Source organism: Mycolicibacterium duvalii (genome assembly GCF_010726645.1).
GTDB classification, from domain to species: Bacteria; Actinomycetota; Actinomycetes; order Mycobacteriales; family Mycobacteriaceae; genus Mycobacterium; species Mycobacterium duvalii.
The window spans coordinates 533,088-546,248 of the sequence record NZ_AP022563.1 but is presented as its reverse complement, the minus strand read 5'-3'; the positions used below and the strand labels follow the sequence as shown (position 1 = coordinate 546,248).

At 66.2% G+C, this 13,161-nt stretch carries 13 protein-coding genes; 5 read left to right on the top strand and 8 right to left on the bottom strand.

The window, feature by feature from the left end:
• Nucleotides 1–39: 39 nt before the first annotated feature.
• Nucleotides 40–492, top strand: coding sequence for a Zn-ribbon domain-containing OB-fold protein (locus tag G6N31_RS02680; protein WP_098003361.1), 453 nt, complete (start codon nucleotides 40–42; stop codon nucleotides 490–492).
• A gap of 12 nt (nucleotides 493–504) precedes the next feature.
• The gene (locus G6N31_RS02675; RefSeq protein WP_098003360.1) at nucleotides 505–1,659 is read left to right on the top strand and encodes a thiolase family protein; all 1,155 of its coding nucleotides are present in this window, start codon (nucleotides 505–507) and stop codon (nucleotides 1,657–1,659) included.
• A gap of 29 nt (nucleotides 1,660–1,688) precedes the next feature.
• On the opposite strand, the gene G6N31_RS02670 is transcribed toward G6N31_RS02675, so the two are convergent.
• A complete protein-coding gene (locus tag G6N31_RS02670; RefSeq protein WP_098003359.1) occupies nucleotides 1,689–2,327 on the bottom strand; it encodes a TetR/AcrR family transcriptional regulator in 639 nt (212 codons plus the stop codon).
• A gap of 212 nt (nucleotides 2,328–2,539) precedes the next feature.
• Between G6N31_RS02670 and G6N31_RS02665 the strand changes: the two genes are divergently transcribed.
• Both G6N31_RS02665 and G6N31_RS02660 read left to right on the top strand, forming a co-directional pair.
• A complete protein-coding gene (locus G6N31_RS02665) occupies nucleotides 2,540–3,829 on the top strand; it encodes a cytochrome P450 (protein ID WP_098003358.1) in 1,290 nt (429 codons plus the stop codon).
• A 53-nt stretch (nucleotides 3,830–3,882) separates the two neighbouring features.
• Nucleotides 3,883–4,323 (top strand): Rv2576c family protein, encoded by a 441-nt coding sequence (locus G6N31_RS02660; RefSeq protein WP_098003357.1) that lies wholly within the window; start codon nucleotides 3,883–3,885, stop codon nucleotides 4,321–4,323.
• 19 nt (nucleotides 4,324–4,342) lie between these two features.
• On the opposite strand, the gene G6N31_RS02655 is transcribed toward G6N31_RS02660, so the two are convergent.
• Nucleotides 4,343–4,717 carry a hypothetical protein gene (locus tag G6N31_RS02655; protein WP_276058045.1) on the bottom strand — a complete coding sequence of 125 codons (375 nt, stop codon included), beginning with the start codon at nucleotides 4,715–4,717 and terminating at the stop codon, nucleotides 4,343–4,345.
• 130 nt (nucleotides 4,718–4,847) lie between these two features.
• Between G6N31_RS02655 and G6N31_RS02650 the strand changes: the two genes are divergently transcribed.
• Complete coding sequence (locus tag G6N31_RS02650; protein ID WP_179964257.1) at nucleotides 4,848–5,366, top strand: Rv2253/PknI dimerization domain-containing protein; 519 nt, start codon at nucleotides 4,848–4,850, stop codon at nucleotides 5,364–5,366.
• A gap of 20 nt (nucleotides 5,367–5,386) precedes the next feature.
• On the opposite strand, the gene G6N31_RS02645 is transcribed toward G6N31_RS02650, so the two are convergent.
• The 6 genes from G6N31_RS02645 to G6N31_RS02620 are packed head-to-tail and all read right to left on the bottom strand — an operon-like array spanning nucleotide 5,387 to nucleotide 13,151.
• Complete coding sequence (locus G6N31_RS02645) at nucleotides 5,387–6,994, bottom strand: MCE family protein (protein ID WP_098003354.1); 1,608 nt, start codon at nucleotides 6,992–6,994, stop codon at nucleotides 5,387–5,389.
• Nucleotides 6,994–8,346, bottom strand: a complete 1,353-nt coding sequence (locus G6N31_RS02640; RefSeq protein ID WP_098003353.1) for an MCE family protein — start codon at nucleotides 8,344–8,346, stop codon at nucleotides 6,994–6,996. Before G6N31_RS02640 ends, G6N31_RS02645 begins: the two co-directional genes overlap by 1 nt.
• A complete protein-coding gene (locus G6N31_RS02635; protein ID WP_098003352.1) occupies nucleotides 8,343–9,845 on the bottom strand; it encodes an MCE family protein in 1,503 nt (500 codons plus the stop codon). The genes G6N31_RS02640 and G6N31_RS02635 overlap by 4 nt, the downstream gene beginning before the upstream one ends.
• On the bottom strand, nucleotides 9,829–10,932 hold the full coding sequence (locus tag G6N31_RS02630; protein ID WP_098003351.1) for an MCE family protein: 1,104 nt from the start codon (nucleotides 10,930–10,932) through the stop codon (nucleotides 9,829–9,831). Before G6N31_RS02630 ends, G6N31_RS02635 begins: the two co-directional genes overlap by 17 nt.
• Nucleotides 10,933–11,958 carry an MCE family protein gene (locus tag G6N31_RS02625; protein WP_098003350.1) on the bottom strand — a complete coding sequence of 342 codons (1,026 nt, stop codon included), beginning with the start codon at nucleotides 11,956–11,958 and terminating at the stop codon, nucleotides 10,933–10,935.
• Nucleotides 11,955–13,151 (bottom strand): MCE family protein, encoded by a 1,197-nt coding sequence (locus G6N31_RS02620; RefSeq protein WP_098003349.1) that lies wholly within the window; start codon nucleotides 13,149–13,151, stop codon nucleotides 11,955–11,957. The genes G6N31_RS02625 and G6N31_RS02620 overlap by 4 nt, the downstream gene beginning before the upstream one ends.
• Between the last annotated feature and the right edge of the window lie 10 nt (nucleotides 13,152–13,161).

Here is a 13,161-nt window from a genome sequence, read left to right as displayed (position 1 = left end):
GCCGCTGATTCTCTCTAGACGAGAACCGCATTTCCGGTTATCGTCACCTGCGTGTCGACCTCGCAGCGGGCGCTGGCGCCCGAGATCTCCACCTGGCCAGACGACAACCCGCAGCTGATCGGAAGCAGGTGCGCGAGTTGTGGCGCCACCACGTTTCCGGTACAGCAGCGTTGCCCGAAGTGCAGCGGCGGCGACATGTCAGAGGTGCGGTTGCCGCGGCGCGGCACGATCGTGGCCTGGACGACGCAGGGTTTCCCGCCGGGCCCGCCCTACCTGGGCCCGACCGGCAAGGACTTCGTTCCGTTCGGCGTCGGACTCGTGGAACTGCGCGACGGCGATGAGCCGGTGATCCGGGTGGAGGGTCGACTCACCGAGAACGATCCCGCCAAACTGCAGTTCGGCCAGGAGGTCGAGCTGACCATGGTGCCGTTCACCAAGGGCGACGACGGCGCCGAGATCGTCACCTTCGCCTTTGCCCCGGTCGGCAACTGAGGAGACTGACAGATGAGCAACTCCACCAACGATGTCGCGATCATCGGCGTCGGCCTGCACCCGTTCGGCCGCTTCGACAAGACCGCGATGGAGATGGGCGCCGACGCGATTCAGGCCGCCCTGACCGACGCGGGGCTGAACTGGAAGGACATCCAGTTCGGGTTCGGCGGAAGCTATGAGGTGTCCAACCCCGACGCGGTGACCCGGCTGGTCGGACTGACCGGCATCACCTTCACCAATGTCTTCAATGCGTGCGCGACCTCGGCGTCGGCGATTCAGCAGACCGCCGACACCATTCGGCTGGGCAAGTACGACATCGGCATCGCCATCGGGCTCGACAAGCACCCCCGCGGCGCGTTCACCGACGATCCGGCCAAACTCGCGCTGCCGCAGTGGTATGCCAACAACGGCCAGTTCGTCACCACCAAATTCTTCGGGATGAAAGCAAACCACTACATCCACAAGCACAACATCTCCGAGGAGACGCTGGCGCGGGTGGCCAACAAGAATTTCCGCAACGGCGTGCTGAACCCGAATGCGTTCCGGCGCAAGGAGATTTCGGTCGAGGAGATCATGGCCTCGCCGGTGTTGAACTATCCGTTGCGCCAGTACATGTTCTGCGCCCCCGACGAAGGTGCGGCCGCGGTGATCATGTGCCGCGCCGACATCGCGCACAAGTACACCGACAAGCCGGTCTACGTGCGCGCCAGCGAGATTCGGACCAGGACCTACGGCGCCTATGAGGTGCATGCGACCTCGGCTCCACTCGACGAGGATCCGTCACCGACGGTCTACGCGGCCAAGGCCGCCTATGAGGCCGCCGGTATCGGTCCCGAGGATGTCGACATCGCGCAGCTGCAGGACACCGACGCCGGCGCCGAGGTCATCCACATGGCGGAGACAGGTCTGTGCGCCGACGGCGAGCAGGAGAAGCTGCTGGCCGACGGCGCCACCGAGATCGGCGGCAGCATGCCGGTCAACACCGACGGCGGGTTGATAGCCAATGGGGAACCGATCGGCGCATCGGGTCTGCGGCAGATGCACGAATTGGTGCGGCAGTTGCGCGGAGAGGCCGGCGAACGGCAGGTACCGGGCTCGCCGCGGGTCGGGCTGGCCCAGGTGTACGGTGCGCCCGGCACCGCGTCAGCGACGATCCTGTCGCTATAACGCCTCTGCACCGCGCCACTGGGCCGACGCTACGGGCTGCCGTGCGACGCCGCGGCTTCCTCGGCGAAGGCGGCGACCTCCGGCAACGGGTCGCCCTCGAGGCGGCGCAGCCACTCCTCGCAGAACGCGAAGGTCTCCGCATGCCCGGTGTCGATTCCCAGCGCCTTCTCCATGACGATCGCCTGCGACACCGCGGTCGCAAAGATCGTCCACACCACGGGCGGCACCTCACCGGCTACGGCCCGGTGCCGGTCCAACGCCTCCGCGATCGCCTGGTTCTGCGCCTGCCGGAATCGCTCGGCGTAGTACACGATCTCGGCGCGCAACGCTTTGCGATGGTTGGCCAGACCCATGAATTCCATGGTCAGGCGGGTGGCTTCGGGCGCGGTGCTGAACCGCCACAGCGCCCACAATGGTTGCGGCGACTGCAGCGCCGTGGTCAGCACCGCCAACCCCTCTTCGGCCCGCCGCCGGAACACCGCCAGGAACAGATCTTCCATCGTGCGGAAGTAGTAGTGCACCAGCTGCGGTTTGAGATGGGCGCGGTCGGCGACCCGCCGAGACGTCACCGCCGCGTAGCCCTCCTCGAGGAGCAGTTGCTCGGCGGCGTCGAGCAGCACCACCCGATTCTTCGCGTCGGGAGCCCCGATTCGTCGCGACGATTTCATTCCCACCTCCCCTCCCGGAGTCATGCTCACCTCCCATCCTCCGCCGGTAGCGTCCCAGACCGTCAGCACCGGTGAGCGCCCGACATGCCTACTGATCTTGACCCTAGCTCTCCGACCATGCTAAGCAAGTGCTCAGCATTCGCGAAATATCACGCCGATTCCCCTGACACCCCCTTCATCGGCACGAGCCCGCAGCCCGGGAGGCAAGAACCATGAGCAACTTCGACACGGTCGACTACTTCACCGATCCCTCCCTGGTGCCGGATCCCCACCCGTACTTCGACCACCTGCGCGCCAAGTGCCCCGTGGTCCAAGAACCCCACTACGGGGTGCTGGCGGTGACCGGTTACGACGAGGCGGCCACGGTCCTCAAGGACACCGACACGTTCTCGTCGTGCATCGCGGTCGCCGGCCCGTTCCCGCCACTGCCCTTCACACCCGAAGGCGACGACATCACCGACCAGATCACCGCACACCGGCCCCAGATGCCGATGTTCGAGCACATGGTCACCATGGACCCGCCCGACCACACCAACGCCCGCTCACTGCTCAACCGCCTCCTGACGCCCAGCCGGCTCAAGGAGAACGAGGACTTCATGTGGCGGCTGGCCGACGAAGTGCTCGACGACATCCTCGGCGACGGACCGGTGGGCCGCACCGAGTTCCTCAGCGCGTACGCAAAGCCGTTCTCGCTGTTGGTGATCGCCGACCTGCTCGGTGTTCCGGAGGCCGACCACGAGGAGTTCCGCACCGTCCTGGGCGCACCGCGGCCCGGTGCCAACGTCGGCTCACTGGATCACACCGACCTCGTCTCGACCAACCCGCTGGAGTGGCTCGACGACAAGTTCAGCGCCTACATCGAGGACCGCCGCGAGAATCCGCGCGACGACGTGCTGACCGCACTGGCGACGTCGAAGTACCCCGACGGGTCGACCCCGCCGGTCATCGAGGTGGTGCGCTCGGCGACGTTCCTGTTCGCCGCCGGCCAGGAGACCACCACCAAGCTGCTGTCGGCGTCGCTGCGGGTGCTCGGCGACCATCCCGACATCCAAGAGACCTTGCGCCGCGACCGTAGCCGGATCCCGGTGTTCATCGAGGAGGCGCTGCGGATGGACGCGCCGGTCAAGAGCCAGTTCCGGCTGGCCAAGAAGCCGACGAGGGTCGGTGATGTCGACGTCCCGGCCGGCACCACGCTGATGGTGTGCCCGGGCGCGGTCAACCGCGATCCGAGTCGCTTCGACCACCCGCACGAATTCGATCTGAATCGCAAGAACGTGCGCGAGCACATCGCCTTCGGACGCGGAGTGCACTCGTGCCCGGGCGGGCCGCTGGCCCGCGTCGAGGGACGGGTGTCGATCGAGCGGATTCTGGACCGGATGGGCGACATCGCCATCGACGAGGAGTTGCACGGTCCGCCCGGGGATCGCCGCTACACCTACGAACCGACGTTCATCCTGCGCGGCCTGACCGAACTGAATATCACTTTCGCCCCAATTCGTTGAGTGCGTAAGCCGATTCGCTTCCCTCGTCCGATGTCGCGTTCTATCATTCGACGATGGTGTTGAGCAAAACGCTGACGGTGGCTGCTGCCGGTGTGGCCGGCATGTGCGCGGCGACCACGGTGTTCGCCGCCGGGGTCGCCGAGGCACAGCCTCCGCTGCGCCATATCAAGTACACCGTGGGCGCCAGCCAGGACATCGCCAACGCCGAGATCTACTACCGCGAGGTGGACCCGCCGAACTGGGCCGAGTACAGCCACAATCCGTACCGGTTCACCCCGAATGTCGAAGCGAACCTCGGCCCGGGGAAAGCGTGGGTGTTCGAGACCCAGCTGGCCGATCCCGACCAGTGGGCCATGGTCGTGGTCGGACTACCCGGGCACACCTCGCAACCGCTGAACGAGCCGGGCTTCGTGTGCGAGATGCGGGTCGATGATGTCGTGGTGTCCACCGATGCCGGCACCAAAGGGGCACTCTGTTCGATCCGTCCGTGGTGACCGCCCGTCCCGTCGAGATCTACAGCGGGGGCTCGTTGATGCTGGCCGACGCGTCGCCTCGGGCCCAGAACGAGCGATTGTCCTTCGCGATGCACGTGAGGAACAGGCCGTCGGGCGACTGCGCCACCTGGCCGTCGAGCGCAGGACACAGATCGCCCTCGTTCTTCACCCCGTGCATCTCCGGGGACCGGAACCACCGCGGCTCGTAACGCCGCGGGGAGCCGCAGAACACCAGCCGACCCCAATTCGTCACGCCGAACACGTAGTACGTCGTGTTCGCGCAGTAGGACCCCAGGACGACGTTCGGCTGAATCCCAGGCGTGCAGTTGGGATAATTGCATTCGGCTCCGGGCGGCGGGGGTGGCGGTTGCGCCGAGACCGGTGGCGCGGCCATCAGCCACGCCGGAGCCGTCAGGGCAGCAAGTCCCGCGAAAACTGAGCGCACCCCGCCATTTTCACATATCCCGATAACCAAATTCTCCCTTTTGGAGAGCATTGCTCAAGGCACCGTTAGGCTTTGAATCATGCGCACTGCAAATGGTCTCGGAATCCTGGCGGCAACAGCGGCAATGGCCTTGGCGAGCTTGGCCGGTGCCCCGGTTGCGCAGGCCGAGGACTGGGGGGTCGACATCAGCGGCACCTGGGACGTCTACTCCGACGGCGAGTGGGCCAGGACCAACGACGTTTTGATCGACGAGAAGTCCGTTCGTGAGACCTGGACTGTAGACGTGCAGTGTGTCAGCCCGATCGAGTGCAGCGGCACCGTGCAAAGCAGTCTCGGCTGGACGGGCACCGCGCGACTTGACGACTACTGGTTCATCGAGCACGAAGTACCGAATTGGATGCCCTGCCCGAACGGCACATTCGCGACCGGCTATCAGAAGTTCATCATGTGGGGCTTCGACATGGACCTCGAGCGTCGTATGACCCGCTTCTTCGACACCATGGCGGGACGTAACGTCACCAAGAGCGACAGCGGGGCATGTGGGGTCAACAAGCCGAAGGTGATCGAACTGCCGGTCAAGGCCCAGAAGATCTCCTAGCCGCGCGCCGGCGAGTCCGGTCACTTCGGCAGCAGATCCTTCCACGAGGCCGGGGCCGGGCCCGACGCTACGTTCGTGATCTGCTGCAGGGAACCGTCGGGCGCCAGGTACTTCCCGGTGTTCGGATCGTAGGACGCACTGGCCACCGACGGCCCTTCGGACGCACCGTCGAAGGCACTCGGCGCCACCGGCGTCGCCCCGGCAGCCGGCTCCACCGGCGCAGGCGCGGGAGGAGCCCCTGGCGCGGGCGGACTGACCGGGAACGGCGGCGTGCCCGGCGGCGACACCGGCGGGGTCCCCATCCGCTGCGCACCGGGTGGCAGCGGAGTGCCCTCCAGCGGTGCGTGGATGCGGTCCTCCCCCTCGACCCGGGCATCGATCGGAATGCCCTGCTTGACCAGGTTCGGATCGAACGGGTACGGGCCGAGCAGATGCTGACGGATGGCCTGCGGCACGAATCCCCTTGGGTCATTGCACAACTCGACGGTCGGCGCGCGCTTGCCGGGATGGGCCATGCAGGGGTAGTTGCGGGCACCGCGGACGTTGAGCGGCGAGTCCTGCGGCAGCTTGCAGTACAGGCCGTCCGGGGTGTCGATCACGGTCTCGTCTTCCGGGTTACGCCATTGCGACGGCGGCAGGAAGCCGACGGTGCACGGGTTCGGGTCGCTGATCGTCAGCGCGAAGTCGCCCATGGGCAGACCCGTGGGATTGTTCGCCGGCAGACCGAACGATTGCTGCGCGGCGATGATGCCCGGGAACAGCACCAGCAGTTGCTCGATGGACGGGTTGTAGGTGAGGAGGATCTGCCCCACCGTGGTCAGGTTGGCCAGCAGGATCGGCAGGGTGGGCTGGACCTGCTCGAGCAGCGCGCTGACCTCCTGCGCAAAGCCGGGGCCCTGCTGCAGAATAGCGCGCACCTGCGGATCGTTCTGCACGACCTGCGCCGTGACGCCGTTGAGGCTGCGGGCCCACGTGCGGATCGCCTCGGTCGTCTCGGCCTGCGAGTCCAGCAGCGGCCGGATGTCGTCGACGAGCGTGCGCGTCTGGTCGGACACGCCATTGACCTCATCGGTGACCTCGGCCGCGGAGTCGAGCAAAGAGCCGAACTCCGGACCGGCACCGTTGAACGCCTTGTAGGTCTCGTCGAGCAGGTCGGGAATGCGGTCCTTGGGAAGGCTGTCGACCATGGCGCTGAGCTGGTCGAGCATCGGACCGACCTCTTGCGGGATCGTGGTGTTCTCCATCGGGATTCGCGACCCGTTCTCCAGGTACGGCCCCGAATCGGTGTTCGGACGCAGATCCACGTACTGCTCGCCGACCGCCGACACACTGCGCACCTCGGCCTGCAGGTCCGCGGGCACCTTGGGCGACGTGTCCAGCGACAGCGTGGCTTCCGCGCCGTTCTCGGTCAGCGCAACCGAGGTCACCTTGCCGATCTGCACACCGCGGTAGGTCACGTTGCTGAACCGGTACAGGCCACCGGAGGCCGGGAGTTCCAGCTTGACCGTCAACCGGCCGATCCCGAGCAGCGTGGGAACCTGCATGTAGGCGAAGACCATCACCGCTACGCCGACGATCGACGCGATCGTGAAGATGATCAACTGATTCCGGACGAAACGGGTCAGCATCAGCCGCCACCTCCTGGCGCCGGCGCGGCGGGCACGGCCGGCTCGGTCGCTGTCTGGGCTCCATACGGTCCTGCGAAGATCTGCTGATCGGTGATCGGCGCCGACTGCGGCAGCCATGGTTGGGCGGGCGGCGGCGGGGTCACCGGAAGCATGGGCGCTGAGGTCGGCGGCAGGGGCGCGCTCACCGCAGCCTCCGGCGGAGGCGGCAGCGCTTCCGCCGGCGGCGGAGCCACGCCGAGTTTGAGTGGGTCATACGAGTAGTTCAGGTAGTAAGGATCACCCGGCGCCGGGATGAGTTTCGCTTCCTCGTCGCCCCAGCGGGTCCCCAACAGAAGGGTCTTCTTCAACCGCGGGTAGGTCAGATCGAACGTCGCATAGAGGTTGATGTAGTCCCCCCGGGTGATGCGGTCGGCAAACGTCGGGCCGTACGGGAAGGCCGTTGCCCACAGCACCGCGAGGTTGAGGTCCGGACCGATGTCGGCCAGCGCACCGAGGATCGGTCCCAGGTTCTCCAGGTTCTTGATTAGATCGTCGCCGGCGTCGTTGACCAGGCCCGCGGTGGTGTCGCTGAACTCGCCGAGTTTCTGCAACGCGGTGGTGAATTGCGGACGCTGTTCGATCAGCACGTCGATGGCCGGTGGAACCTCCTTGAGCGCCCGGTCGATGACGTCGCGCTGACCGGCGAAGGTGCCTGCGACGCGCCGCAGTTGCTGCATCGACGCGACGATGTTGCCACGCTGCTCTTCGAGCACGCCGACGAAATCGTCCAGCCGGGTGAGCAGCTCCCGGATCTCGTTCTCACGGCCGGATATTCCGGTGTTCATGCTGTGGATGATGTCGCCGATCTGACCCAGACCGCCGCCGTTGGCGACGGTCGATAACGACGCCAGGGTCTGCTCGGTGGTCGGGTACACCGATGATTCGTTGAGCGGCAACGTCGCTCCGGGCTGCAACCGTCCGCTGGGCTCCTCGCCCAGCGGCGGGTTCAGCGCCAGGTGCATCGAGCCCAGTAGGCTGGTCTGTCCGATGGTAGCCACCGCGTTGGCGGGCACCACCACGTCCGGCTTGACCGAGATCTCGATGTTGGCGTGCCAGTTGTCGACCGTCATCTTGCCCACGCTGCCGACGACGACGTCGTCGATCATCACCGGCGAATTCGACTCCAGGGTCGCCACGTTGGGCATCTGCACGGTATAGGTCTGGGCGTCCGGTCCTCGGCCCGGCGCGCCCGGCAGCGGCAGCGAGTTGACGCCTTGAAAGGCGCAGCCCGTCATCGACAGCGCGACGCTGACACCGACGATGCTCAGTCGTTTCAGCCCGGGATTGCTCCGTCGCTTCGCTCCGAAGATCATGAGGGCGGCGTCCCTTCTGCGGGCAGCAACGGCGCGTTCGGCGCCACCGGCGGTGGCGGATTGCCCGGTGCCGGTGTCGGCGGCAGCAGCAGGCCGTCGACGGTCTGCGGCTGCGGCGGCAGGTTCGACTGGATGTTGGGCGGGCCCGGGATGGGGGCGCCGGGGAACAAGGCGGGCGACGGAATCGCGGGGGCGTCGTCGTCGGGGGCGTACAGTCCCGGCGGCCCGGGCGGTAAATTCCATCCTGGCGGCGGCGGGATGTCGCCCGCACCCGTGTACGCCGATACCGTGGGGGGCGGTTCGGGCGGATCGGCGGGACCGCCGCCACCGGGCGCCAGCTTCGGGTCGGTGTAGATGAGCCGGTGCGGGCTCGTCGCCGGCCGCAGGTAGGCGTTGATCGGGAACGGTAGGCCGCCGAAATTCAGCAACCGCAGTGCCGGCCCCAGGTACTGGGCGCACAGTTTGGCCGTTTCGGGTGCGGTGGTGTTGGCCACGCCGCCGATCAGCCCGCAGACGAACCAGACCGGGTTCGAGAAGTTCGACAGCGCGAACGCGCCGGTCACCGATCCGCCGTTGGGGTAGAAGATGTTCTGGAAGTTGCCGATCGCGTTGGGCATGATGTGCAGGACGTTCTCGAAGGCCAGGCGGTTGTCCACCAGTATCTGGGTCAAATTGGCCAGCCGTTGCACTTGTTCGGCGGTCTGGTTGCGGCTGCCGGCCACGAAGCGCTGCACCTCGCCGATGGCCAGTGACAGCTCCGTCAGCGCGGAGTCGAGGTCCGACCGGCTGTCGTTGATCACGCTGGTCAGGCTCGCCAGGCGGTTCTGGAACAGCACGATCTGCTGCTTGCTGTCCCGCAGCGCGGTGACGAAGACCTGCAGGTTGGTGATGATGTCGCCGATGTTGCCGCTGCCCTCGGCGAAAACTCTTGCCACGCCTGACAACTGACGCAGGGTCTCGCGCAGCTTCTCACCGTTGCCGCCCATTGCGTCGGCGGCACTGTCGACGAACCGGGAGATCGATGTACCGTCGCGACCAGCTTGTGGGCCCAATTCCGTGGCCAGGCGGGTCAACTGATCTTTGACCTCGTCCCATTCCACCGGCACTGCGGTGCGTTCGGCCGGAATGACGCCGCCGTCGCCCATGGTCGGACCGTCGCCCTGGCGATAGGCCGGGGTGAGCTGCACGTAGCGAGCGGCCACCAGGTTCTGCGCGACGATGACGGCCCGGGCCTCGGCGGGCACCTGCACACCACGGTCGACCTTCAGGGTCATTTTGGTCTGGGTGCCTTCCGGCTCGATCCGGTCGATCGAACCGACTTTGACGCCGGACACCCGCACTTCGTCACCGGGGTAGATTGCGGTCGCGGTTGGGAAGTACGCCGTGATGGTGTACGGACCGAAGAACACCTGGCGCACCAGGAACGCCGCACCGGCGACCAGCAGGAGGGCCAGCAGGATCGCCGTGCCGGCCACCAGCGGCTTACGGGTTGCCATCATTGGGCAGATCTCCTGGCTGCGGGATTCCGTTGACGGGGAAGGGCAGTTCGGCGCGCGGGCCGGCGTTGTCCGGCGGCTGACCGGCATCGACTCCACGGCGGAAGCCGAACGCGTAATCGAGGAAGGGCTGCAACAGCTGAGCCGGCTGCACGTTGGGCACCAGCGCGTTGTAGTAGGCGCCGTTGGACACGATTTCGCCCTGGGTCAGGTAGTACTTGGCGCCGCCGGGCAGCATCTTGGCCAGATTGTCGCGGTTCTTCTCCAGCACGGCGACGACGGTGTTGAGATGCTCCAGCGCCGGGGCGAGGTCGGCTTCATTGTCGGCGACCACGCCGCGCAGTTCCTGGGACACCGCTGAGATGTTGGCCAGCAGGCTGGTGATTGCGTAGCGGCGGTCGTTGAGGACGCCCAACAGATCGTTGGCGTTGAGGATCAGCCTGTTGACCTGTGCGCTGCGCTCCGAGAAGATGCCCGTCACGTCGCCGGCGGTGCGCAGCAGTTCAGCCAGGCTCTCGTTGCGACTGTTCAACGATTGCGACAGCCGAGAGAGCCCGTCGAAGGTGGGGCCGAGTTGCGGGGCTACCTGATCGAGCGTCTCGGCCAGCGTGTCCAGCGACCGGTTCAACGAGTCGGTGTCGGTGGCCGCGGTGTTGGTGGTCAACTCACCGACCGCGTCGGTCAGGGAATACGGCGACGACGTCCGTGACGTCGGGATGACCTGCCGGGGATCGAGCGTTCCGCTGCCTTCGGACTCCAGCGCGAGCACGCGCTCACCGAGCAGCGTCCCGGTACGAATGTGGGCGGTGGTGTCGGAGCCCAAAGCGTACTTGCCGTCGATGGTGAAACCGACCAGTGCGTCGCCGTTGTCGAGCCCGATGGAGGAGACCGAACCGACCTTGATGCCGGACACCGTCACATCGTTGCCGACCGAAAGTCCGCCGGCTTCGGTGAACAGCGCCTGGTACCGGATGGCGCTGGCCCACTGCAGGAGCCGCTCGGGCTGCAGACCCACCGCGATGACCAGGATCATCAGCACGACCCCGATGAAGCCCGCTCGGGCGAGTTGAGAACCTCGATACTTGAGCATCTACTCGTCCACGCACCTTCCCGTTTCTTGCTTGATCCAGGGGAAGACCACGGTTCGTCCCTCGAGGTCGCTCGCGCGGAAGGTGATACCGCAGATGTAGTACGGGAACCAGGCGCCGTAGGAACCCACCCGTGCCAACTTGCGGTAGATCTCGGGCAGCCGCTGCAGCGTGGCGTCGAGACGATCCAGGTCGTTGTTGACCAGCGGTGCGAGCCGGCTCAGCTCGTCGACCGTGTTGGCCAGCGGGGCACGGCCCCGGCTCAGCAGATCGGCCATCGAAGCGGTTCCGTTGTCCAGCGCCTCGATGGCGGTCCCGATCGGGTCCCGGTCGGCTGACAGACCCGACACGAGTTGCTCGAACCGATCGATGGCGCCGGAGAACTCCTCGCCGTCTTCCGAAAGCGTGTCCAGCACGATGCGCAGCTCCTCGATCACGCCTTCGATGACCTCGTTGTTGTCGGCCAACGTGGTGGTGAACGACGAGCTCTTGGAGAACAGCGACTCCAGCGTGCCGCCCTGCCCCTGCAGTATCTGCACCAGCGACGAGGTCAGCGAGTTCACGTCCTCGGGGTTGAGCCCCTGGATCACCGGCTTGAGCCCGCCGAGGAGCAGGTCCAGATCCAGCGCCGGCGCCGTGCGGGTCTGCGGGATCTGACCGCCCGCCGGGACGATCTGCGTCGAATCGGGGGTGTCGACCAGTTCGAGATAGCGATCGCCCACCAGGTTCAGGTAGCGGATCACGGCCTTGGTACCGGTGGTCAGCACCGTGTCGCGGTCGGCGTCGAACTTCACCAGCACCGACCGATCCGGCTGCAGCGAAACGTCTTTGACCGTCCCGACGCGGATGCCGGCGATGCGCACGGTGTCGCCGGTCTGCAATCGGGACGCGTCGGAGAACACCGCCGAGTACTCGTTGGTGGCACCGGTCCTGGAGTCGCTGAACACGAAGAAGAGGAACGCGGTCAGCATCACCATGATCAGCCCGAAGATGCTGAATTTTATGAGGGTTCCGACCGAGCGCGTCATCCTGGCATTCCGATCTGCGCGGAGTTGCGGGGCGGTCCATCGAGTGGCCCGAACAGCCAGTTCTTCAGGCCCTCGGAGTTGAGCAGGATGCCGGCATTGCCGTACTGAGCGGGATTCGAGCCGATGTCAGCGATGATCTGCGGGGGCACGAACTCCGCGGGCAGTTCCGGCAACCCAAGTTCTTGGCAGTAGTCCCGACCGCCGCTGCTACCGGCCACCTTGGGTAGATCCCCGGGATAGCGGTACCGCTCCACGCCCAGTGTCAGTCCGGCGTTGACGAAGACGCCGGAGAATTGCGGCGCCGACTTGGCGAACGGCACCAGGCCCCCGATGCCACACCAGATCGATTTGCGGTACAGGCGCAGCAGATCTGTGGTGGGTACCAGCACGTCCAGCACGTCGGTCAGTGCCTGACGGTTGCCGCCGACCACCTCGTTGCCGATGTCGGCCAGTCCGATCGCGCTGACCAGGAACGCGTCCAGGTTGGCCTGCTCCTCGACGATCGAGTTGCTCAGCGTCGTGGCGCTCTGCACCGTCGACATCAGGTCAGGGCTCGCGTCGGCATAGGCCTCCAGAACCGGCACCGAGACCTCGATGTCGTGGGCCAGGTTCGGCAGGCTCGGCTCCAGTTTGGCCAGCAATGCGTTGAAATCGCTCAGCGTCTGGCCGAATTTCTCCCCGCGTCCGCTGAACGCCTGCGAGATCGCGCCCAGGGTTTGGTTCAGCTTGGTCGGTTCGACGGCGTCGAGCACGTCGACCAGGCGCTGGAAGACGGTGTTGATCTCGACCGTCACGTGCTGCCCCTGCAGTACCTGTCCTCTCTGCAGCGGTTGAGCGGCCGGGTCCGGCGGGGGTTCGAGCTGCACGAATTTGGCACCGAACACCGTCGTCGACGCGATGTCGACGTTGACGTTTCGCGGAATCAGGTGCATCTGGGACGGGTCCATGTCCAGGCGCAGTTCGGCCTTGCCGTCGGGCCGGTACGAGATCGAGTTGACGGTACCGACCTGCACCCCGCGCATTTTGACGTCCGCATCCGGGTTCATCACCAGGCCGGCGCGGTCGGAGATCACCGTCACCGGAACCGTTTCGGTGAACTTCCCGGCGAACAGTCCGATGGAGACCGCCAGGATCGCCACCAGGGTCACCACCAGTGCGAGCCCCGCCAAAGGGCGAACATAGCTGTTGTTCAACTCGACTCCC